Source organism: Pedobacter gandavensis (assembly GCF_014172405.1).
GTDB classification, from domain to species: domain Bacteria; phylum Bacteroidota; class Bacteroidia; order Sphingobacteriales; family Sphingobacteriaceae; genus Pedobacter; species Pedobacter gandavensis.
Genome location: NZ_WNXC01000004.1, coordinates 300,693 through 324,667, shown reverse-complemented (window position 1 = coordinate 324,667; position 23,975 = coordinate 300,693). Strand labels below are relative to the sequence as shown.

The following is a 23,975-nucleotide window of genomic DNA, read 5'->3' as shown; positions in this document are numbered from 1 at the left end:
TTTGAGAGCGCTTTTTTAAGTTTTAGGGTTAGTTTCTGCTAGGGAATACACCGGTTGTGGCAATGCAGTAATTCAGTGCCAGGGTTGGCTGCATGATCGATATTGGTATGTTAGCCCCAGTTATGGAGTTGGTATTGGTATTCAAGGCTACTGTAGGTGCAGCGGTAGAATAGCTCAATATTTTATTGACACTGGTGTCAACCATGGCAGCTAGTGAATTACCGGTAACCGGGTCAGCTACACTTCCTTCCTGGGTACTTACTTTGGCAATATGAGTGTGCGCTGGCATATTGTTTATCGAAATTGAAATGTTTTCAGTACCTGAGACTTCTCCTTGTACGTAATCGCTTAAGCCTGGGCCTTGTCCGAAACCAATTGCTGCCCTGCCTCTAAGATCTGGCAAACCAAAAGTAGTGGTTCCATTCCCACCATATTGCGTTCCTAGAAGTGAAAATAATGCCGTGTTTGCTTGTATTGCTATTATTTGTCCATTACAAACTGCCCATCCACGAGGAGGGAAAGTAAAACCGAATAATCTAATTTCTCCTACGAAATTTTCCATAATAAATTGTGTTGAATATAATTGTTAAATTGATTTGAGAAGCGATAAGTATTTCCTGAATTTGAGCCAGAGGCATTGCCATGCCTCAGCTGTTTAAGAAAAATTAGGAAAAATGGAATGTCCATGAGACAATTAGAATGAGAGGTTAATTATCAAATACTTAGAGTAAAATTATATAAAAAATATTAAGTTGGATGTGTATGCGGAAATTTCTATTTTAAGTTATTTTTATTTCAAATAACTCTTATTAAAAATAAAAACCCAAGAAAAATACTATGTTTTTTATGATTTTTTATTGACAATAATTGAATCTTAGCTTTGATTGTTGCTTCCGGTTCTTTTGTAAACCTGCTTGATTAAACTCGGATTGGAGACCATAATCAGGATTTTAATGACAACAAAACAGGGATTAAATTAATCCCCTGCATTGATAACATCAACTGGTATTTATCTTTTTAAAGGCCGGATAGGCTAACCACGACCGCTGGGTTTTTCATTAACCTCCTCAAGAAAGAGAATCAGGAATACTTAGCGCTAACCACGACCGCTGGGTTTTTCATTAACCTCCTCAAGAAAGAGAATCGGGAATACTTAGTGCTAACCATGACCGCTGTGTTTTTCATTAACCTCCTCAAGAAAGAGAATCAGGAATACTTAGCGCTAACCATGACCGCTGGGTTTTTCTTTAGTCTCTCTAAGAAAGAGAATCGGGAATACTTAGCGCTAACCACGACCGCTGGATTTTTCTTTAGCCTCCCCAAGAAAGAGGATAGGCTAGGACAGGGCCTGGGAGGATTTTGATGCTTCCCTAGAGGAAGCATCAAAATAGTCCAGACCTGGAGTAGTTCCTGCCTCTTTCCAGTTCCTGCCTCTTCCCCCATTTTTCCCTTACTTCGATAAGTTCAACCTCAAATTCAACTCAAAACTACCATTCGTATAACTGCTTAAGGCAGAAGTCTGCGTCGTATACGTCCCGGAGATCAGGTATTTATTTCTAAAATCCATCCCTAAACCAAAGGTCGCATTTTCTGTGCTGTGGTATATCCCTGTCAGGAACACCTGTTTGTTGGCGATGGCGAGTTGTGCACCAGCATCCCAAATGTTATCATAACCCTGCACCCCTCTATACGCTACTTTCGGCTCCAGGTCGAAACCATTTACCCCTTCTGATAACTTCATCCTATAACTTGCTGCGGCATAAAATGTAGACACATCGGCCAGTTTAATCACATCCTTTTTCAGGACGCTTTTCAAATTAGGAACAGAAGCTTGTACCGTCAGTTTTTCTGTGGTATAAGCTACCCCGAAATCACCATCCAGGTAAGTTTTCCGGTCATTATACTGACCTACTCCCGGATCATTTGGATTGCCATAAATGTCACTGTTCTCCAGTCGCTGGCTCATAAAACCTAAAGACACCCCAAAATGAAGTTGATTGCTTTCCTCATTCATTTTCAAATGATAAGCATAAGTTCCCACCACACGTGTTTGTTTTTGCAAACCTGCACTTTCATTGTAGACATTTAAACCCAGCCCCACTTTATTAAAACCATAATCGGCGGTAATATTTTGGGTCAGGGGAGAACCTGGTACATTGCTCCATAATTTACGGTAGGCAGCATTGAGTTTCAATCCCTGATCTGTACCTGCCATCGCCGGATTGATCAGGTATTGATTGGTATAATACTGTGCGGTTAAAGGATTAAGCTGTGCTTTAGTGGTACTACTTATGGCGAAAACCATAAGTAGCCCTAAGCCATATTTATAAGTATTTTTCATTTTGCTGATGTTTAAATCTGTATGGCCCATTAGTTCTCCCTGATAATCGTGATGAACCCTTTGATTATCCGGTGATTTTTACCAAAATCAATGACATAGTAATAGGTGCCTTCAGCTAATGGCGAACCATTCAGCGTACCATCCCAGCTGTTGTCATAGCTTTTTTTGCTGTACACCATTCTTCCTGATTTGTCAAAGATTTTCACCTCATTATTCGGGTAGAAATCAATGTTCTCGATGATCCATTTGTCGTTGTATCCATCACCATTTGGCGATAAGATATTGGTGGCTTTGATCTTCTCCATATCATCAAGTACATTCACGGTAAAGCTTTTCTGTTCAGAACAACCATTCGCGTTGCTTACCGTAACGGTATAGGTAGTCGTTTCTCTTGGTCTTACTGTTAGTATTCCAGAGTTCTGACCACTGATTACACTGTTGTGGAGGGCCCAAACATAATTGCTGCCACCGCTAGCGGTCAATACTACGGTCTCTCCTTTACTTACTGAGGTACTGTTGGCATTGTTGTTCTCGCCTGTGTTGGCACTAATCGCAACTACCGGTAATGCATTTACGGTCAGGACAAACGTTCTGCTATAAGTGTCTACACCACCATTGTCGATACCACCGTCATCTTTTACAGTAACCGTGATCGTACTCAGTCCTGAAGCGCCATTTTTAATGCGGTAGCTAATGGTTCCTTTAGCAGATCCTGATTGGGCAACTGTTAAGCTTTGTAACAATGCAGCATTGCTTCCTGTAACCGTAATTTTGGTGTTTTGTCCAAGTTCCGGACCAGCGCTGATTCCTGTTAAATCGATCGTTTGACCGGTTGTGGTATAGCAAATGGTTTTATTGGCAATGGCATCCAGTGTTGGAATTTCATTGACATCGCTCAGGTTGATGCTAAAGCTTTTGTCCAGTGAGAATCCATGTTGAGTAGTACTTCTTACCACAACACTATAAGTCTTTTTATTTTCATAATCCAGACTTGCTGCGGTTACCAGTTGATCATTAACGATGCGGAAAGTCGCATTGTCTGTGTCCCCATTACCACTTACTAAACTATAAGTAAAGGTCGCATTCGGATCTTCCGAAGTACTGCTCAAAGTACCTGCTTTAGTTCCGGTAGCCTGATTTTCATAAAGCGTAGTTCCCGCAAATAGTACAGAAGTTGGGGCACCTGGATTTATAGTCAATACGCCATTAATAGGGGTAATTGTGTAGTTCAGTGCCGTTGCTCCGGAAGGAACAATCGGATAGGTTCCAATCGGACTGGCAGCTGTTGCAATAGAAGTATATACTGCCGGACTCGTCAATACGGAAGCATCTTCGCCATTCACAAAACCTGCATATTGGCCGGTAAACACCGGGTTTGCGGTGCCTGCAAATTTCGATTTTGGATCCGCAGTTACGGTTAAAGGCGCAGCGTTAATGGTTAAATTAGCAGCAGTAAGGTTTAGACTATAATTAGATCCTGCGCTTAAGCTACCGATAGTGGTAGGGTAGGTTCCTTTATTTTCTCCTGAAGTTCTACCTAAGGCACCGCTAAATACATCATTATTCAGCAATGCTGGTGTTGGGGTATAACTGAACACCGGATCGGCGCTGCCATAAACTTTAGATTGCGCATCAGCAGTTACATTGATTGGCTTTTTGTTGATGCTCAGTTCAGCACCAGGGTTTAAAGTCAGGGTATAGTTTTCGCTCACTTTTAAACTACCCAAAGTAAGGGCGTAGTTGCCAATATTTTCTCCGCCAACTCTTCCCAACATACCGCTAAAACTATCTCCGGAAACTAATGCCGGAGTACCGGTATAAGCGAACACAGGATCAGCATCACCATAAGTTTTCGAATTGCTTACTGCGGTAATGGTTACTGCTTTCTTGCTGATGCTGAAATTAGCAGGCTCATAAGTGATGGCATATTTATATGGATCTAAACTGAACGTGTTTTGCTGGATTTCATAGGTTCCTGCATTTTCTCCTGTCTCTCTTGCTAATGCACCTGTGCTGACATCTGTGCCGATTAGTGCAGGAGTAATCGTTGGGGCAGCTAATGCCGGTTCCGGATCATTAAACCCTTTCGACTGAGCAGTAGCGCTTACCGTAACTGGTTTTGGTGTGATTTGCAGCAGTCGGATAACCGGTGGCGCATAAGAATAATTCGCATTACCAGGTTGTGTGGCGATGATAGAAACCGATCGTTGGTTATTCGCACCTACAATGGTAACTGTATTGCCCGAAATTGTGGCAAGAGCAGGCTCGTTGGAGGTTAAAGTAACGGGTAAGCCTGAACTACTGGTGGCATTTATAGTAAATGAACTGCCATATTCTGCCGGTACTGGCTGACTAAAAGTGATGGTCTGGCTATTTAAAGGGATTCCATTTACCGCGGTACTGGTATTGGTATTACCTGCTGCATCAGTTACCCGAAGGGCATAATAATAGGTCGTGAAATTCGTCAGACCTGTCTGCGTGAAAGTCATTGGATTAGTAGCATTAGCCGCCGTAACGGTAGTTAGCACATTGTTCCCCAAAACTAAAGGAACTCCACCAATCAATTCATATTTCGCATAGTCTGCGTTTAAGAACCAGGTCATTGTATTTTCGGTGTCTCCAGCGGTTACTCCCAGGAAATTAGGAGCAGCAGGAACCGTCCTGTCATAAGTAACGCTAGAAGCGTCATTGGTAGTGCTGACGGCAGTACCTGCATTTCCTGCAAAATCAGCATAACTGATACTGAAATTGACTGGGCCTTCAAGGTCTACCGGACCCAGGGTGTAAGTCCCAGTCCATACATTGTTGCCTTGTGCGGTAACAGTAGCTAATGTGTTTGTAAATAATGTTACGGTTGGATTGCCGATACCTTCTGAAGCGGTAAAAGCTACAGTGACCACATCTCCTGCTTTCGCTAAAGCAGGATTTGCGTTATTGCTGCTGATGCTCACATTACTGAGTGTCGGTGTCGTTTTATCTAGAGTAACCATTGAGCCTGTACTGACTGTGGTTACAGGTATTCCAATATTTCCAAATGTATCTTTGAAACTAATGCTGAAAGGGATTTCACCCTCTGCCATATTCGGAGGGATCACATACATGGCCATCCAGTTAAATCCGCCCATTGGTAGTGCGGTAACCGTGGCAGCTCCAATAGTAACTGTAGGAGAAGGAATGCTCTCTGAAGCCGTAAACATTAGGGTCAGCATAGCCCCTTCTTTTGCATATGCAGGGTTGGAAACATTATTACTTGCAATCGTTACCGGACTTAGGGTTGGCACCGTTTTATCAAAGGTTACGACGGTAGCATCGGTTGTTGTTGTTCTTGAAGTGCCTGCATTTCCAGCAAGATCGGAATAACTGATGCTGAAAGGAATCGCTCCATTGTTGTCTGTAGCTAGCATGGTATACGTGGCTACCCAGTTGTTTCCAGTTGGATTTGTGACTGTTGCAGGGTTTCCACTGATGGTTACCGTAGGAGCATTAATCGTTTCAGAAGCGCTGAAAAGGAGCGTAATGGTTTCACCAGGGATGGCAATACTACTATTGCCAAAACGACTGGAGCGTATGCTTGCCGTTGGTATAGTAGGGAGGATTTTGTCTATGGTATAGCTTTCACTTGGGCCAAATCCAGTCAGAATAGGATTTGAAGCCAGATTGGCAATCCCTGTACCACTGGTTCTTAAATTAAAGGCTACCGTACCATTTCCAAGTCCTGTGTTTACAGTAACGGTGTAGATTGCTCCTGATCCTACAACTCCGTTAACGGAGGATATCGGTGTTGAACCAAGACTCATTTGAAAATCTGATACATCAACTCCGGTTACCGGTTCGCTAAAGGTAAGGGTATACTCTACGGAATTGGCGTTGGTCATTTGTGTTGCCGGGGTTTTTCTAGTGATGCTCAGTACGGTTGGTGTAAATCCATTGATGACAATGCTTCTTCCATTTGACAAAGAACCCAGTGTTCCGGGAGCAGGAAGTGTCAGGGGAACTGTAGTGCCAGCTAGATCATTCACTGTTCCGCCGTTTAAATTCAATGCGGTAGTACTGCTATAATCGAGTCCAGTGCTGCTTTGATTCTGGGCTACACTATAGCTGAAGTTAAGGACAGTTGTTCCGCTGCCAGAAACATAATTGGCAGTAGCGCCGGCACCAGCATTTAAAGCGAGTACAGGTGATCCGGTTACCATTACAGGCTCTGAGAATGTTACAGCGATTGGAATTGCAGCAGCCAGACCATGTGGTCCATCTGTAGCGGTAGAACTGATGGAAACAAGGGTGGTAGGTACATTATCCACCACAACTCTACTCGCGTCGCTGGTTGTGCTGCGCTGGACGCCCGAATTTCCAGCCAGATCACTATAATTAACAGTAAAGGTGATCTGACCTTCTGCATCAAGGGCACTTACCTGATAGCTGGCGGTATAAGAAGAACCGGAAGTGTTCGTTACGATTACCGGAGATGCGTTGATGGTTACTGATGGAAGGTTAATTGCTTCAGAGGCCGTAATGGAAAGTGTGACTACATCTCCTGTTCTTGCGATTTGCGGATTGCTATTGCCCGAAGCAATGGTAAGTGTTGGTATGGTAGGAATAGTCCTATCTACGGTATAGGTTTGACCACTGGTATATCCAGTAGAAATTGTGTTTCCTGAAGCTGCAGTAATTCCGGTACCTGAATTATCTAAGTCCAGACGTAAGGTGCCGGTTCCAGTTGAAATTCCTGTGATTGCAGTGACGGTATAAGTAGTGCCTGATCCGGCTATGGTTGATATACCTGGAGCTACTAAATTTCCAGTAGTAGTAAGCACAAAATCCACTAAATCTACACCGGATACTATTTCAGAGAAGGTAACCGTGAAGCTTACAGAATTGGCATTGGTAACAGCTGCGGCTCCAGCTGTCCTAACAATACTAGTTACTGTTGGGCGAATTCCATTGATGGCGATATTCGAAAGGGCTCCTAAAGAACCTGGCGCAGCTGGAGCTGGGAGTGCGAGTGTCAGATTGTTTCCTGCAAGATCTGATAGTGATCCACCATTTAATGAAAGTGCAGTTGTGCTTGTATAATCGAGATCAGCACTACTTTGATTATCAGCTACAGTATAATTAAAAGTCAAGGTGGCTGTTCCGCTTCCGCTCACATAAGATGCGAATCCGGCAGGACTTACATTTAATGCCAGTTGAGGAGTTCCGGTCACATTGATGGCTTCGGAAAAATTCAGGGTGATCGGTACGGTTGATCCAATATTATAATTCCCATTGGTACCGCTTACGCTGGTTACTGTTGGGACAGTGGTGTCTACGATGATGTTGGCATTGGCGCCTAATGATCCGGCAGTCCCTGGTGTAGGGAGTGTGAGTGTGGCGTTGTTTCCTGAAATATCTTTGATCGTTCCGCCAGTCAGGGAACTCACCGTGCCATAATCAAGGTCTGAAGTATTTTGATTGGCTCCAATGTTATAACGGAAGGTTAAGGTAGTACTTTCAGCTCCGCTAATATAAGTTGCAATTCCTAAGGTGTTTAGACTGAGTGTTGGTGTGCCGGTAATTGATACCGCCTCAGAAAAATTCACGTTGATATCGATGGTTTGTCCGGCACGATATCGGCCATTTGCTGTAACCCCAGTTACAGAGGTTACAGTCGGCGCAATGCCGTCAATCACAATGTTGGTGCTTCCGCCAAGGGAGTTTGCTGTCCCTGTGGCTGGTAAGGTAAGTATGGCATTTACATCACTTGTATTCTTTATTGTTCCGCTCTCCAGGGTTAAGGAGTTGGTGGCTACATATTCGAGGTCCGCACTGGTTTGTCCGGCGGCTACCGTATAGTTAAAGGTTAAGCTGGAATTCGTGCTTCCAGAAGCATAATTGGCATAAGAAACAGGATTGGTATTGAGGGCTAATCTCGGTGTTCCGCCAGTGGTCACCACTGTCACGTTTTCACTGAAATTAACGACGATGGGTATGACATCGCCTATCTTTTTAGTACCGCTTGCGGTTGAAGTTACGCTGCTTACGGTTGGGCCTTCAACAATGGTATAAATAGGTTGTGTGCCTGAAAATGCACCACCAGATGTTCCTGGTGAAAGGTCTTTTCCAATTGAAGGTGGTTCTTCCTTTACCCAAAGTGCCGGGTTTTTGATTTTGTTTAATAAGTCCGTTTTTGTTCCGGTAAATGTATCGTTATAATAATTGAAATCGTTGCTCAATGTTGGGCCAGCTGGGTAGGTCACCATGGAATTGTATGCATTCGTCCCTACCAATTGTGATGGAAGGACAGAGGATTGGCTTTTTATCAGGGGATCTTGTAGGTTCCAGCCAGTTGAAGTATCATACTTATCTGTGGGTATGTAATTGGTATTTATAAATCCATAGATGAAATTTAGACTGTTATCGGGATTTTTGGTATAGATCAACCAGGCATCCCCATTGCCGTCAATTGGGCGGATAATGTTATTTGACCAGCCAACTTTGGTCACTCCACCATATTGTGAAGGTGAGATGACCGGATTATTGGTGTCGTTGGTACACTCAATAGAGAACACCGTGCCTTTAGGAACATTCTGACTCAATATCCAGGTCATCTGAGCATCTGCAGAACGTGCAACAAAAATAGTCCCATTATAGGCCTCATCTGTAATGTAGATGGTAGTTCCCGAAGGGATGTCCACCAGGGATACAAAAGCGATTGTTGCCTTAAATGGAAATGTTGCTGGTGATCGGGTTTCGCCATTAACCCCTATTATGGCCAGATCTCCTGGTTGTAGCTGTGCCTGACTGGTTTGACTGGAGAAAAGGCAGAAACAAATGATAAAGAACAGGGCAACTTTGTGTAGTATAAAATTTTTCATAAAAGTGAGCGCGTTAATTCAAAGAATTAAAGATTAGTTTCTGCTAGGGAATCCACCCTCTATGCAAATAATGTAAGTGATTGCGAGCGTTGGCTGTAATATAGAGATCGGCAGACTACCACCAATCACGGCATTAGTTGTGGCTATAGTTGCGCCTCCAAGTGCAATGGTTGGTGTCTTGGTGGTATAACCAATAATCTGATTCGCTCCAGTGTCAATCATTGCTGCCAAAGAATTTCCGGCAACCGGGACAGCAACATCCGCTTCCTGGTTACTGACATTTAAAGTAAAGGTTGTAGCGGCTGCGTGGGTGTGAGCTGGCATGTTGTTGATGGTAATTGAGGTGCTTTCTGCACCTAATTTTTCACCTAGTACGTGGTTGGTTGGTAAACCTGACCCTTGTCCTGTTCCAATCAGAGATCGTCCTCTAAGGTCTGGAAGACCAAAAGTGGTTTGTCCATCTCCTCCATAATTAGTGCCTAAAAGCGCAAAAAGAGTAGAGTATTGTTGAATTGGGAGTAACTGTCCATTACAGCCCAGGTACCCTCTTGGTACAAAAGTTCCAGCAAAAGCTTTGATCATTCCTATGTATTCATCCATAATAAAAATTGTGTTTTATATTAATAATTGTTTGATTTGAGCAGCGAAATAAAATCCCCGGTTTGATCCATAGCAATGGGATCACCTTTGAATTAAAATCAAGAAATTTTATTAGAGAATTGAGGGTGTGTTTAACCCCTAAAGGAGCAAATCCGGAAATTTGTTCTTTTAGCAATTTGCCTTTAATAGAAAAGGAAATGTTCATGAGACAATTAGGTTGAGGCGTTAATTATCAGTTACTTAAAGTAAATCTATGTAAATAAAATCAAGATAAATGGAAAAGTTGTGAATTATAGCTTAAGTCATTAAAGATGACTTTAAGTTGATATTTGTCTGTGTTTTTGAAGGTTATTATTTTTTAAATAAAAAATTTTGACCATAAGATTTTAACTCGGATTTTTTGGAAATCCGGCATGGGAAATAAATTCTTAAATTTTTTAACCCCTAAAGGGTTTCTTGTATTAGACAACCTTTTTTTTGGATTGAATTTTATGTGTCAGGTTATCAGTGTTTTAAAGGTTGTCTGGGTTGTTTCTTACAACTATCTTTTTTTTTAATGCTTGTTGCCATAAATGAATTGATGTAAGGAGTTGGTCGTTGTTTTTAAATCGGTGGTTAAGTACCAGATGTTGTCAATTCTCTTCCCAACACTTTCTTTATCAAGCGGAAACCTGGCTTGTTCAATCGTTTTATTTTTCGAATTTAAAATACTTCCTGCAAAAGAGAACAGCGTTAAATTGTTCATGCTGGTTTCCAGGTTAGGGAGGACTTCTGTGGCAAAAACGGGAAAAATTTCCTTACCTAAAACCTTCATTTTGTCGAATATAGCGATGAGTACCAGGCGTTGACGTTCCGTTCTTTGGGCATCACCATGACCTACCGCTCTGATTCTGGAGTAGGCAACAGCCTGCTTTCCGCTGAGCTTTTGTAAACCCGATTGGCTCAGGGGAATCGCCGGAATTTTATCATAAATGGACAGTTCATTCAGGTAAGTATTCAGGTAAGGAAGCTCCTCTGCTTTTACCGGAATCGGCACTCCACCCAGGGCATCTACAATTTTTGCTGCTCCATAAAAATCAACATTGATATAGTCTCTGATGTCCAGGTCAAAGTTTTGATTGATGGTTTTAATGGCTAGCTGCGGACCACCAATCGCGAAGGCTGCATTGAGCTTATTCATGCCATTCCCTTCGATATTCACATAAGTGTCCCTCATAATCGAAGACATTTTTATTTTTCCACTGAGCTGATCAATGGAGATCACCATCACCACATCGGAGTTTCCCGCCTCCGCTTCCGTCCGCCTGTCTACCGCAAATAGGGCAAGATTGACTGCTGGATTTGCTGTGTTTTTTTGTCTGGCCCGGGCCTTTGCGGAAATCCCCAAAGCCGCATCTGATCGGTTTAACTGAGCTACTTTTTTTGCTGCTGGCGGAACGGTAAAATCTAGATTGTTCCTGGTGCTGTCCTGCGCTTTTAGCTGGAACAATCCTATGCTCAAGAGGAAGATCGTTAAGGCAATAGTTTTCATTTTTTCCGATTGGAGTTAAATACTAGCTACAAGTATTTCAATAACCGTACCTATGAACAATTAAAATTCTTTCTACCTTTAAAACGTTCTAGAAATTCGGTTGGAAAAAAAGGTGTTTATGGATAAAGCGTATAAAATTGCGATCATTGGTTTAGGTTATGTGGGATTGCCGCTCGCTATTGAATTTGCGAAAAAGTACCCTGTACTTGGTTTCGATATTGATGAACTCAGAATTCAGGAACTTTCCAAAGGAGAGGACCGGACCAGAGAGGCCGATCTGGAAGAACTGCAGCAAGTACTGCGATCAGAAATACCAAATGCCGGACTGGAATTTTCTTGTAACACGGCAGACCTGGAATCTTGCCAAATTTATATCGTAACCGTTCCTACGCCCATTAACAGCTTTAAAGCACCGGATTTACAACCTTTATTGAAAGCTTCGGCAATGATTGGCCGCGTGTTAAAAAAGGGAGACATCGTAATTTATGAGTCTACCGTTTATCCCGGCTGTACGGAAGAAGATTGTGTACCCGTGTTGGAGCAATATTCCGGCTTGAAATTTAACCAGGATTTCTTTTGTGGCTATTCTCCGGAAAGGATCAATCCCGGTGATCGGATCAATACTTTAACAAAGATTAAAAAGGTAACTTCAGGCTCTACACCTGAAATTGCGGAACAAATAGATCAATTGTATGGGCAAATCATCACTGCTGGTACACATAAAGCACCCAGCATCAAAGTGGCTGAAGCCTCAAAAGCCATTGAAAATGCGCAAAGGGATGTCAATATCTCTTTTGTCAATGAATTGGCTTTGATTTTCGACCGCATCGGTATCGATACCACAGACGTAATTGAAGCTGCGGGAACAAAATGGAATTTCCTGAAGTATAAACCTGGATTGGTGGGTGGTCATTGTATTGGGGTAGATCCCTATTATCTGGCTCATAAAGCGGAATCATTAGGTTATCACCCACAAGTCATCCTTTCCGGAAGAAGGGTAAATGACAATATGGGTATGTTTGTGGCCAATAAGGTTGTCAAATTGATGATTGCTAAGGGCTACGCGGTTAAAGGGGAGAAAGTACTGATCCTGGGTTTCGCCTTTAAAGAGAATTGCCCGGACATCAGAAATACCAGAGTTATCGATATTTATCAGGAATTGCAGCAGTTTGGCATGGAAGTCAGTGTTTATGATCCATGGGCAGATCCGGAATTGGTGAAACAGGAATATGGTTTCCATATTGATCAAACCTTGATCGATAAAAATTATAAAGCCATTATTGTAGCGGTTTCCCATCAGGAGTTTTTAACCATCGATTACGGAAAATACCAGGAGGAAGGCGCCATCATTTTTGATACCAAATCTTTTATTCCCCGTATGTTTACCGACGCCAGGCTTTAATCCCAAGCCCTTGTGGTTCTTAATATTGTGGCACGTTTTTGGTTATCTTCTGGAAAATCATACCATTCCATGCTCTGTAATACACCAAGCGAAGTTTTTCAATTTAAAAATGTCATTTTTAATCTAAATGTTGGTCTAAAATGACGACATTAATTAAAAAAAAACACTTCGACATCATTGGTGTAAAAATCAAGTATCTATTGTATTGCTTTGTAAATTATTGCTGTATTTTTGCGGCTCAATTAAAATCCGTGGGGGAAAATTAATGAAAAAACAATTACTTATTCTAGTGCTGCTATTATCTGGAGGGACAGCTGTCGCTCAAATGAATTCAGACTACAACTATTCTATTACTGTTAGAGGTTATGGCCTCGTCCAATTGCCAAAAGTATTCAATGAAACAGATCCGGTTAAGTATACCAGTACCTCTTTCTCTGGTCTTACGGTGAAATTTAATGACAACCAGATCAACTACCGTTTGGGTGGAAGTTACATTAAACAATCTAAAACATTTTATAACAATTGTAACAATTGTGAGGTAGTCAAGGGGGATATTACCGATTACAATTTTAAAGTGGGTTTTGAAAAGAACATGAATTTCTCGATGGTACAACCTTATATCGGTGCAGATATCGGATACCGTTCCAGTCGTTTTGTGGGGGTTTCACAAAATGTAAACACTCTAAAGGCAGACGTATCAGGAGCGGTGATACCGCCTGTTAAAATGGAAACTTCAAAAAATGGATTTATAATTTCGCCGGTAGTAGGTATTAAAGTTCATCCGCTGCCGCAATGGAGTATTTTTGTAGAAAGTAGTCTTGATTTCTTCTATTCTTATGAACGACAAGAAGGAGTGGTAGAGGATGCAGGCAATTATCGCTCTTTTACGCGGACTAATAAATCAGAATTTCTGTTAAACCCTGTTTCCGTTGGTGTAAGCTTTCATTTAGGGGGCAATAAATAAAAATTAATTTTATACTTTTGCGCTTTATTTAGATTAAATTCAAATAGGGTACAAGGGGATGATCAGAAGATTTTTACTGCTGAGCTTATTGGTTTTACCAATTGGTGTGTTTGCACAGCGTGTCATTAATGGACAAGTAACGGACAAAAAAGGGAGTCCGCTTTCAAATATCGTATTAACGCTGAAAGGAAACTTTCAAGGAGCTGCACAGGCGCGTTTGCAGGCACAAGATAAAACCAGTCAGACCAACCTGACTGGTTTTTATTCGTTTAAGGGTTTGGATAGCGGAAGTTATGTTTTAACCGCTTCAGGAGTTGGTTACCAGGCCGTTTCTAAATCGGTAGTCTTGAGTGGAACACAAGAAATTACAGTCAATTTCACAATTTTTAGTGCTGCGGGCGATTTGAATGAGGTGGTGGTTACTGCTTCCAGGAATGCGGAGACCTTGAAAGATGTACCTTCATCGGTTAGAATTTTGAATTCGAAACAGATTGAGATGCAACGAGGTATTTCCACAGATTTGAACCAGATTTTAACCTATAATATTCCGGCATTAACCTTGGGGACCAATACCGTGGTTAATAAAGGGCAAACGTTAAGAGGTAGAAATGCATTGGTAATGATTGATGGAATCCCGCAATCTACTCCTTTGAGAAATGGCGAACGTGATTTTAGAAGTATTGATCCTTTTGTAATTGATCGGATTGAGGTGATTGAAGGATCTACTGCTATTTATGGCAATGGTGCCGATGGTGGAATCATCAACTACATCACCAAAAAAGCAGATACCAGTAAAAAATTCAGTTCTTTGTCGGAACTTTCTTCCATGGGTTCTTTAGTGAGTCCAAAGCATTCTATTGGAACACGTTTTTCACAGTTGTTTACCGGGAAGGTAAACCAGCTGGATTATGTATGGAGTGGTACTTATGAAAAAACCGGTGTCAATAAGGATGCAGATGGAAAGGTAGTTTCTCCTTTTCAGTCGCTCAGTGAAACCACCAGCAAAAATCTGTACGCAAAATTGGGTTATAACATCAACCCAAAGAACCGCATTGAAGTGATGTACAACTATTACCATACCCTGCAAAATAGTAGCTATGTGGATTCTGCAGGAATTTATGGTGTTCGCCCGATTACCGGAAAACCAGGTACACCAATCGGCGATAAACAAGGTACTCCTTATAACCACAATGCTTACATTCAGTATACCAACCAAGAGCTCTTCAAAGGAACTTCTCTAAATGTGAACCTTTACCTACAGGATTTCTATTCCATCTTTGAATATTCTGATTTTTATAAGCCTGCAGGAAATTCTGCAATTGCCTCTAAGAAAAAAGGATTGAGGTTTAATTTTAATACGCAGTACCACATTCTGGATCAGTTAAAAGGAGATGTGACCTATGGTTTAGATATGTTAAATGATGTGACCAAGCAAAACCTGACCGATGGAAGGGAATTTGTTCCGGAAATGAATATGAAAAATTATGCGCCTTATGCACAACTGCGGACTTTCCTTTTCGAGAATCTTGTATTTAAAGCAGGAGCGCGATATGAAAATATCCAACTCGGTGTCCCTGATTATACCACCATTCCTTTTGGAAATTATGCTGGTGGGGTAGCGGTTAAAGGTGCTGATTTGAGCTACCATACTTTAGTCTACAATGCTGGATTAAGATATAGTAAATGGAATTTGTTTAACCCATTTGTAAGTTTCTCTCAGAGTTTTTCTCTGTACGATCTGGGTAGAACGCTACGCCTAAGTGCGGTAGATGATGTGAGTAAAATTGAAACCAAAGCGATCATCACCAATAATTATGAGCTAGGTTTTAGCAGCAATTGGGAACGCCTAAATGTGACAGGTGCTTATTATGTGAGTACCTCAGCTTTAGGATCGAGCTTAAAAGATGTGAATGGGGTGGCTGTTCCAGAAAGAGCACCAGAGCGTGTGACTGGTTTTGAAGCTACTGCAAACTATACGTTTTTGCCTAACCTTTCCATGTCTGTTGGGTATTCTCATTTGCAAGGTACCAAAGAGGTGAATGGAAAGAAACTGCCTTTGCCAACCACCAGAATTGGCCCTGATAAATTCACGACCAGTCTGAGCTATGCTCCAATAAAAGCCTGGGACCTGAGTTTATTCTGGATCTATTCGGGCTCAAGAAAAGAGTTTACTCCTGATGCAAAAGGAAATTATGCGCTTGGTGAAGGTCCAGTGAATTCCTTTAATTTCTTCAATTTATATACGGCCTACCATTTCACACCTAAGGCGACCTTGAAATTGGGGATTGATAATTTGCTGAATGCAGACTATTACCCGGTATTGTCGCAAGGAAAGGTGCGTACAGATTCTTATATTAAAGCAAATGGTGCACGTTATAACCTAACTATGGCTTATGCGTTTTAAATCCATTGCTGCCTTTATACATTTATGGGCTGGTTTGTTGATCGGCTCGCTGATTGTCGTGATTTCCATTACCGGTTGTATCACGGTGTTCAACGAGGAGTTTTTCGATCTTTTTCACCGCGATTTGGTAAGGCTGAAGGTTGAGGCTGGAAATCCATTAAGTTTATCTGTGCTCACAGAAAAAGCAGAGCAGGCTTTGCCAGAAGGCAATAAAATCAGTAACATAGAAATCTATGCTGCGGATAAAAGTTATGTGTTCATCGCACAGAAGGCCAATAAAAAAGCGAAGGGACTGACCTATTTTGATCAGGTAAAGTATTTCAGAAAAGTATATGTGAATCCATATACCGGTGAGGTGCTTGGGCAAATCAATGCCAAGTATGAATTTTTCAATGTGGTGCTCCAGCTGCATAAATATCTGCTACTGAAAAAAGCAATTGGAAGTCTGGTGACTGGTGTTACGGTATTGTTGTTTCTACTGATGTTGATCACTGGATTGATCATTTGGCTGCCTAAAAAGATCCGAAACATCGGTAAAAAGATGAAAATCGATTTGTCAGGCAAGTTTAAAAAGCTGAATTATCAGCTGCATACCGTTTTGGGCATCTATGTACTGCCTTTTGCATTGCTCATTATTTTCACCGGATTAACCTGGGCCTTCAAATGGTGGGAATCAGGAATGTTGAAAGCATTGGGGGGAAACACAAAGGTCACATTGGCTAATGTTCAACCAGTACCGGCGATCGCACCTTTGCATGGGATTGCATTGGATGAAGCTTTTTTGGCACTTAAAAAGCAAGCGAGTGGAAACTTTGAAAGCATTCGTATCCATATTCCTGCAGAAACAGAAAAATCTGTTGCTGGTTATATCACGCTACGCGATAGTGGTGATGGCTGGTTAGGCATGAGCTACTATTCTATAGACCAAAATTCCGGAGCAATCTTTGACCAAATTATTCATAAGGATAAAGCGACTGCCATGAAATGGCGGAACTCAAATGAGGCGATTCATACGGGACGTATATATGGCTGGCCAACGCAAGCGCTTGCATTTTTTGCCAGCTTTATCTGTGCGACTTTACCGGTTAGCGGGTTTTTAATCTGGCTTCGGAAGAGGAAAAAGTAGGGGTTAAGGATTTATAAGAGTCAAAGGGATTGCGGTTTTTCCGAAAGGCTGATGTTGTGAATCTCTTCTGGGGTTAATCCTGTTATTTGAACTATTGATAAGATAGGGAACCCTAATTCTTTCATTTTAAATACAGTTTTAAAAAGAGCCTTTCTTTCTCCTTTTATCTCTCCTTTTTTTTCTCCTCTTTTAAAAAAAGGATCTTTCTCTTCTACATAAAAATTTGCTACTTCGTCCATAATGTTTTCTAGTGTTGGTCCCAGGTCCCTTAATTGGGCCAAGGCTTTTAATTGATTAATATATTTCCCACGAGCAAGCTCTTCAACAACTACACTTTGGATCTCCAGGACTAACTCCTTCATTACTGCTTTCTCGTCTACTTCGGATAAATCAGCCAGTATGGTCAATAACTTCATTTCTACCACCTCATGATGCAGGAACAATTTGTAATCAATGCTACTTATAGTTTTTGCATCATAGGAGAACTTAAAGTTCGTCGTATCGATCTGGGTTGGCATGTTTAACTTCTCTTTACCTAAATAAATCATATGCTGACTTACTGGTAATTTATACCTCCTTTGTAGCATTACGCTGTATTCTGCCATTCGGTAAGCCATATTTTGATCATTTTGACGCTGATATTCTATATGTAAGATATACGAACGACCAGTTTCATCCTGCACCTTTTTTAGCAAATCCGGTTTTCTCTCCTTAGTATGTTGTAAATCATCAGAAATCTCTTCGCTTGTCGTAATTTTTAAGCTCAATACCTGTTCAACAATTCCGCTCAGATTGGCTTCCATATTCTCTTTAAGTATTTTATCATACATACCGCCTTGCCTGGGATCATTGGGCTTCATATCTTTTTTAGCTTGCCTGTCTAATATCGGTAGATAAATTAACTAGAACAATAAAACTAGACTGAATATTTCTTTTTATGATTTTTTTTATGAGGCTTGAAAAGCGTGATTATGATTTCCAGATCATCAGGACCTGGCATTTTTCCTTTGCGCTTTATGTTGATGAGCCTGAATTTTATGGGCTGGTCTAACTTCTGTATTTTAATCTTAAAAACGTAATCCTGTTTTAGTAATATTTTATGGTAATTTTTATTGCAATAATGCGAGGTGTAGATTGCTTTTAAGTGTTATTTGCTCTATTAAATTGGTGTTTTTTTACAGACAGATGCGGTCAATTTCTACAGACAGTATTTTTAATTAGGATTTTGATAATTATAGATGACTATTTGTATTAATCAAATATATCGTTTGAGTAATATAAATTTTTTATGGAAAAATATCATTTTCTCATTAGTTGGAATGTAGATTGGGTTGCAGGGCATTGTCCCATTGGAAAGAATATTGAAGTTCAGTTGATTAAGTTGATTGCCCGGGAGTATAGACGTGAAAATTACCCGAAAGACTTCATGATGCCCTCTGTGAGGATTCTTGCTAAAGTTTTAGGCGTTCCCCGATACCTGGTAGAACGGGCTTATGCGTATTGGATTAAAAGGGAGGAAATCCTTTATTCTCTAGATCGTCAGGGTACTTTTATGTATTGCCGGCCTGCAATAAAGACGAGAATCATCGTTGCAAGTGCTGCTCAGTTTACTTACCACCGAAAACCAGCACTGCATTCAGAATACCTGGAACATCAAAGATTGAACATGCTGACCTTGGGTGAACACTATCCTGTACAGCCTGCTGCCGGGAATTTCCATTTCAAGCCATCTTCTTTTCTTAAAGACGCATTGGGGATTCTCCGAAAAAGGAAGCTCATCAGCAATCAAAGGCAATTTTGTGTCATTCCAAATGGGAGGGCCGTATACAAAGTATTAGAAATGATCACCAGTGCAGCAGATCTGATGGTGATGACCTCCATAGATGACTTGCACCTGGTACAGTTGGCGACGCAACTTCAGTTGAATCTAGCCTTCAGCGGTACAGATGAACAGGGGATGTCGGCAGTAAGACTGGAAGAGATTTGTCAGAAAAGACCAGTTAAAGTCGTATTCATCAGACCGGAACCTGACTTCCCTATTCCGATTCGCATGACGAGCACAAGGTGGAAGGACCTGGTCGAATTGTCTGAAAAATATGGGTTTTGTCTATTGGTTTTGGACGAGGATTATGAGTTTCGTAGTAAAAAGGTCTCCCAACTTCCCATTTCTTTGGCGGAAGGAAGGGTGATTTACATTACACCTTTCAGCAAAATAGAGGCTGTCCTTCATCGGGTCGGTCTGGTTGCTGGTCCGGAAGATTTTATTGCTGCGCTTAGCCTAAAGGCAAAAGGGGTGGTCAAGATCTGGAATCAGTCTGCGGAAAAATCAGGAATGCGCTATTTATCCAGATCTGAACTGTCGCTGCATTTAAAAAAAAGCGCTCAATGTCGTAAAAGAGGATGCTTTATCTTAGAAATGATGGTCAATAATTATTTGATGGGCCTCGCCACTTTGATCTATCCCGGTTGCGGAACCTTTGCTTTTTTAAAATTTAAAACACCACTTCATGGTGCCCTGGCTTCCAATTTCATGGAACATCCACTTTTTCATGAGGAAGAAAACTATGCTTTTGATCCGAATGAGCCGATTCATGGCTTTCGAATCAGCTTGTTTATAAAAGACTGTGCTTCCATAGAATTTTCCATGAAAATGATCCGGAGCATGTTGGTTGGAAAATGTAGGGAAGAAGAGGGGTTGTAGTCGGGAAGAGTGGCAGGTTGGAATAGGGTCTGGTAGGATGATCCCTACAGTTGCCGATGAGTTGCTGTAGTATTTTACTACCCGGACCCTATCCAGACACTTACTCAACCCTTATGATGGTCAACGTTCTTCCCCACTGGTTCAGCCAGTATTCATCAATAAATATCATTTATAAAAAAAATATTTTTCAATTATGGCAACATTAAAAAATGGTCACATGCAAGGCAAACTTGGTCGGACTACCACGTATCTTTTAAACGGAAAGCTCGTTACCCGAACGATTGGTCAGTCTAAAAAACCACCCAGTATCCTGCAGAAAGCAGTGAGACAACGCACTAAGGTGATTACCAAATTTTCAAATTCTATTGCGGAGTTTCTTTTTGTGGGGTATGGACTGGAAGCCAGGCGATTGGGGCAGCATCCTCAAAATCCTTCCTTTGCTTATAACTGGAAACATGCCACAAGGGGAGTGTTCCCCAGCATTAGAATAGATTTTACAAAGGTGCTACTCTGTTTTGGCGAGATGCCTGTTCCCGAGGGTCTTTCCGTTGTGGCAGTTGAAGGCGGATTGACTTTTAGCTGGGCACAACAGGATCATGTGTCTGGTACGCATTGGTCGGATCAGGTGATGCTCCTGGCTTATTTTCCGAAATTGAAAAAAGCGGCTTATGTGACATCTGGAGCGGCCAGGTATAGTGGTACAGCGCTGCTACCCATATTTGATATCGCACATGGCCTGCTTGCTGAAACTTATATCGCCTTTATTTCTAACGATGGGAAAAGCATTTCTAATAGTGTGTATACTGGAAAGGTAACCTGGTAATGGCGACGCTTAATTCGCTACTGCATACCCTCCGGCAGCTGTTAAAAATACAGATGGATCAGCTCGCGATCTTATCGAAACTGGTTCCGGCTGAGTTGCCGGTAAAGGAGGAAGAGGTCTGGTTGCATACTGAGGAGGTCATGGAGATCTTCAAGAAGTCCCGGAAGACAATTTATAACTGGCGAAAAACGGGGCAGCTTCGGTTTAAGATAAACGGGGGCACCTGCTATTACTTGAAGGCAGATATCTATTCCAGCGTAGAAGAGTGTGATCGCGTTGGAGGTAACCTCAGGTAATCTGGAAGGAAAGTGGGGTAAAGTCGGGTAGTATTGTGCTGATAATTAGTGTGTTGATTTTTGCGACACTACATTCGTTCAACAAATCCAAGGTACCGGTATACAATTGATTTGAATAAACAGAATAATTAAACCTTTTAAATTTTAAAATTATGGGAACGTATAAACCTGGTGTTTTTGGACCATTCAATGGAAGAGTTGGCGATGTAGTTGCTGCAAGATGGAAAGACCTCAATGTCGTAAAAAATCGTCCGGCCAAATCGACTAAGCCGGCAACATTGACGCAGAAGGATCAGCGTGCAAGATTTGGGCTGGGAACCACTTTTGCAGGAAAAGCTGCCGATATGATCGCGATCGGATTCAGAGGAATGGCTGGCAATGTAACACCAACAAATATTGTAGCAAAACAACTGTTGAAAGATTGCATTACAGGTACTTATCCGGATTACGTATTGGATTATCCCAATATCAGTTTGAGTAAAGACGGAAATCTGGATCTGGGTACGAAACTAGCTGTTCAGGTACTTGCAGAGCAAACGGTGCAGGTGAGCTGGGTGATGGACACCAAGCCTGGGAAACTGACGGATGCAACAGATGAGGTGTATATCCTGCTTTACAATTCGGATAAACATAGGGTCATCAAATCAGGAGCTGGCTTGGTTAGGGGAGATAGTCCGGTAACCATGTATGTTCCTGGCTCTTTTATCGGTGATCAGGTGCATTGCTGGTTGTTTTTTGCCTCGGTGAAAAATAAGGAGGTTTCTCCTACGGCCTACCTTGGTGTGGTCACCATTTTAGCTTAATGTCTAAGAAACCCGGCAGTGTTTATGAGGCCCTGTCGGGTTTCTTTAATCTTTACTCACCTAAAAAATAAATCATGAATACAAAAAAGATAAAGTTGCCGGTCTTCCGATGGGAGGAGCCTGCAGGAGTTTTCATCTTGTTGATGATCTTATGGACTTTCGGTCCAATCGTTCTTCGGGGGATGGACGATACGACCGGCAGTATAGATCAAAGCATCTGGTTGCTGGTTTTACTCAGTCTCATTAGTTTTTTATTAATCATTGGTTTGTCCTGGTGGATTTTAAACCGGTTCTGGGCAGCCATCGCGCTACCACCAATTTCATTAATGGTTTCACAATTTAATACCCTTCTCTTATGGCAGCAAGTTCGTTTTTTTCTGGCCTCATTTGGATTGCTTTTGTTGGTAGCTACTGGTTGCCTGATCGCGGTGTGCTAAAATCAAGCTCCAAAGGATGGTCTAAAGCTGAGCAGGTTGAAGACCGTAAGTATCGTTTATTGCTGGTCAAGATTGCTCAGGGCGAACTGGGCCTGAGGGAAAAAACGGGTCGGAATGATGGAAAACGAATTGCGGAGTTTTTAGTCAGCGTTGGTTTGAAGCGACCTGAACCCTGGTGTGCTGCTTATGTCAGTTGGGTTTTTGCCCAGGCGGGTTTTGCAAAACCAAGATCGGGCTGGTCGCCGGATTTGTTCCCTGAATCAAGGTTAGCCAGATCGGCATTGCCCGGAAATCTGATCGGGATTTACTTTCCGGAGAAAAAACGGATTGCACATGTTGGATTGATTGAAAAGCAGGATGGGGATTGGCTGGTTTCACTGGAAGGCAATACCAATGTTACTGGGAGTAGGGAAGGTGACGGGGTATATCGAAAGCGGAGACATCGAAGAACGATTTATAGGATTGCAGACTGGGTAAGCAATGGGAGAAGAACGCTATGAGTCGCTTGTTTTTTATCCTGATGTTGTTGTTTTTCGGGGTTCTGATATCCGATTGTGGTCTTTTTAAAAATACGTCGAAAAGTTCGAAGGAGGTACAGGCGGAGGCTTCGGTGTTCCGGTTTTATGGAGATTCCAGTAGCTATGAGGAGGAGGTTTTGATTTGGCCGAAAGGGACATTCAGTTATTCGCCTGGGACAGGTTTTTTCGGGGAGGCGGAAAAGGTTCAGCTTAAAGAAAAAGGACGTAAGACCGTTTTGGCTGCGGAGATGAGCAATCTGCAGTACTCAGCGAAGGAAAAGTTGTTGGTCAAGGAATCAAATCTGGATTGGATGTTCTGGGTGTTGATTTGTGGCTTTGGTATTTATTTAGCTTTTAAATTTTATAAAAAATGGCAAGTGTAAAAAAAATAGTTTTGGAAAAGGGATCAGGAAAGCCTGGATCCACGGTAGCGGAGGCTAAAAATGGGGAAAACCCGGTTACTGACCTGGCGGATGTTTTGGCGCTGAAGAAGCCGCTGACGAAAGGTCAACGATTGCAGCGGAAAAAAATGCGGGATTTACAGTATTTCTTAAAACCCTTTTCGGCAGTGTTGAAAGTAGGGTTTAAAAATCAGGCCGCCGGTGTGAGTCCTAAAACGAAAGCGTTATCCGTCAATATTCCTAAAATATTTGTCGGCAGTGATAAAAAGAGTATGATTGATATGGCTGATGTTCAGTTGAGTGAAGGTTATGCCGCGCAATTGAGTAATTTGAAAGTGGTAAAAAAGGATGGCCGTCTTATGGGCCTAACCTGGGATCAGTGTGATCACATTTTGGGTAAGTACAATGTGCTCTCGCTGGTGCTCTATGACGAGGATCAGCGTAAGGTTTTTTATATTCCTAATCTTGGTCCTGTGAGTCGCCAGGAGGCAGAATTTCTGTTTGAAGATTTCGTTGGGCTTTGCCTGCACATGTTTGTATTTACCGTCGGTATGCTCAAGGGTGTTAAAAATTCGAATTCTAATACCCAGTATTTAGGAATGGCATGTGTTAGTTGATTTTGTAGCCATGGCGTTTGGGGGGCGTCATGGTTTGTGCTTTGCTTCTGCTCGATACGGAGCGGATTTACTCATAATTTTAATAAATTTCGTGTGTTTTTCAAATTTCTTCAATTTTTCTACGACAACAAAATTCTGATATCGAATGAAGTGGGGT

Annotated in this window: 18 protein-coding genes; 12 read left to right on the top strand and 6 right to left on the bottom strand. The window is 41.8% G+C overall.

Features of this window, described 5'->3' with window-relative positions; all coding sequences use genetic code 11:
• Positions 1 to 28: 28 nt before the first annotated feature.
• From GM920_RS13595 to GM920_RS13575, 5 genes are all read right to left on the bottom strand, one after another.
• The gene (locus tag GM920_RS13595; protein WP_182958196.1) at positions 29 to 562 is read right to left on the bottom strand and encodes a phage tail protein; all 534 of its coding nucleotides are present in this window, start codon (positions 560 to 562) and stop codon (positions 29 to 31) included.
• A gap of 888 nt (positions 563 to 1,450) precedes the next feature.
• The gene (locus GM920_RS13590; RefSeq protein ID WP_182958194.1) at positions 1,451 to 2,341 is read right to left on the bottom strand and encodes a PorP/SprF family type IX secretion system membrane protein; all 891 of its coding nucleotides are present in this window, start codon (positions 2,339 to 2,341) and stop codon (positions 1,451 to 1,453) included.
• Positions 2,342 to 2,370: 29 nt separating this feature from the next.
• The gene (locus GM920_RS13585; protein WP_182958191.1) at positions 2,371 to 9,195 is read right to left on the bottom strand and encodes an MBG domain-containing protein; all 6,825 of its coding nucleotides are present in this window, start codon (positions 9,193 to 9,195) and stop codon (positions 2,371 to 2,373) included.
• Positions 9,196 to 9,228: 33 nt separating this feature from the next.
• Positions 9,229 to 9,795 (bottom strand): phage tail protein, encoded by a 567-nt coding sequence (locus tag GM920_RS13580; RefSeq protein ID WP_182958188.1) that lies wholly within the window; start codon positions 9,793 to 9,795, stop codon positions 9,229 to 9,231.
• A 553-nt stretch (positions 9,796 to 10,348) separates the two neighbouring features.
• Complete coding sequence (locus GM920_RS13575) at positions 10,349 to 11,326, bottom strand: LCP family protein (protein ID WP_182958186.1); 978 nt, start codon at positions 11,324 to 11,326, stop codon at positions 10,349 to 10,351.
• A gap of 118 nt (positions 11,327 to 11,444) precedes the next feature.
• Between GM920_RS13575 and GM920_RS13570 the strand changes: the two genes are divergently transcribed.
• The 4 genes from GM920_RS13570 (at position 11,445) to GM920_RS13555 (ending at position 17,222) form a co-directional block, all read left to right on the top strand.
• On the top strand, positions 11,445 to 12,728 hold the full coding sequence (locus tag GM920_RS13570; RefSeq protein WP_182958183.1) for a nucleotide sugar dehydrogenase: 1,284 nt from the start codon (positions 11,445 to 11,447) through the stop codon (positions 12,726 to 12,728).
• A 265-nt stretch (positions 12,729 to 12,993) separates the two neighbouring features.
• A complete protein-coding gene (locus GM920_RS13565; protein WP_182958182.1) occupies positions 12,994 to 13,692 on the top strand; it encodes a hypothetical protein in 699 nt (232 codons plus the stop codon).
• 58 nt (positions 13,693 to 13,750) lie between these two features.
• Positions 13,751 to 16,096, top strand: coding sequence for a TonB-dependent receptor (locus tag GM920_RS13560; RefSeq protein WP_182958180.1), 2,346 nt, complete (start codon positions 13,751 to 13,753; stop codon positions 16,094 to 16,096).
• Positions 16,086 to 17,222, top strand: coding sequence for a PepSY-associated TM helix domain-containing protein (locus GM920_RS13555; RefSeq protein ID WP_182958178.1), 1,137 nt, complete (start codon positions 16,086 to 16,088; stop codon positions 17,220 to 17,222). Before GM920_RS13560 ends, GM920_RS13555 begins: the two co-directional genes overlap by 11 nt.
• A gap of 20 nt (positions 17,223 to 17,242) precedes the next feature.
• On the opposite strand, the gene GM920_RS13550 is transcribed toward GM920_RS13555, so the two are convergent.
• Complete coding sequence (locus tag GM920_RS13550; protein WP_182958176.1) at positions 17,243 to 18,082, bottom strand: Rpn family recombination-promoting nuclease/putative transposase; 840 nt, start codon at positions 18,080 to 18,082, stop codon at positions 17,243 to 17,245.
• A 428-nt stretch (positions 18,083 to 18,510) separates the two neighbouring features.
• Here GM920_RS13550 and GM920_RS13545 point away from each other — a divergent pair, with 428 nt between their 5' ends.
• From GM920_RS13545 to GM920_RS13510, 8 genes are all read left to right on the top strand, one after another.
• Complete coding sequence (locus GM920_RS13545; RefSeq protein ID WP_182958174.1) at positions 18,511 to 19,923, top strand: aminotransferase-like domain-containing protein; 1,413 nt, start codon at positions 18,511 to 18,513, stop codon at positions 19,921 to 19,923.
• 193 nt (positions 19,924 to 20,116) lie between these two features.
• A complete protein-coding gene (locus tag GM920_RS13540) occupies positions 20,117 to 20,746 on the top strand; it encodes a DUF6266 family protein (RefSeq protein WP_182958172.1) in 630 nt (209 codons plus the stop codon).
• Positions 20,746 to 21,042: a helix-turn-helix transcriptional regulator gene (locus GM920_RS24005; RefSeq protein ID WP_394367962.1), complete on the top strand. Its 297-nt coding sequence runs from the start codon at positions 20,746 to 20,748 to the stop codon at positions 21,040 to 21,042. The genes GM920_RS13540 and GM920_RS24005 overlap by 1 nt, the downstream gene beginning before the upstream one ends.
• A 152-nt stretch (positions 21,043 to 21,194) precedes the next feature.
• Positions 21,195 to 21,845: a DUF6266 family protein gene (locus GM920_RS13530; RefSeq protein WP_182958168.1), complete on the top strand. Its 651-nt coding sequence runs from the start codon at positions 21,195 to 21,197 to the stop codon at positions 21,843 to 21,845.
• A 74-nt stretch (positions 21,846 to 21,919) separates the two neighbouring features.
• Complete coding sequence (locus GM920_RS13525) at positions 21,920 to 22,282, top strand: hypothetical protein (RefSeq protein WP_182958166.1); 363 nt, start codon at positions 21,920 to 21,922, stop codon at positions 22,280 to 22,282.
• A complete protein-coding gene (locus tag GM920_RS13520) occupies positions 22,201 to 22,782 on the top strand; it encodes a C40 family peptidase (RefSeq protein ID WP_235964524.1) in 582 nt (193 codons plus the stop codon). Before GM920_RS13525 ends, GM920_RS13520 begins: the two co-directional genes overlap by 82 nt.
• The gene (locus tag GM920_RS13515) at positions 22,779 to 23,183 is read left to right on the top strand and encodes a hypothetical protein (protein ID WP_182958164.1); all 405 of its coding nucleotides are present in this window, start codon (positions 22,779 to 22,781) and stop codon (positions 23,181 to 23,183) included. The genes GM920_RS13520 and GM920_RS13515 overlap by 4 nt, the downstream gene beginning before the upstream one ends.
• Positions 23,171 to 23,818 (top strand): DUF6266 family protein, encoded by a 648-nt coding sequence (locus tag GM920_RS13510; protein WP_182958161.1) that lies wholly within the window; start codon positions 23,171 to 23,173, stop codon positions 23,816 to 23,818. The genes GM920_RS13515 and GM920_RS13510 overlap by 13 nt, the downstream gene beginning before the upstream one ends.
• The last annotated feature ends 157 nt before the right edge of the window (positions 23,819 to 23,975 follow it).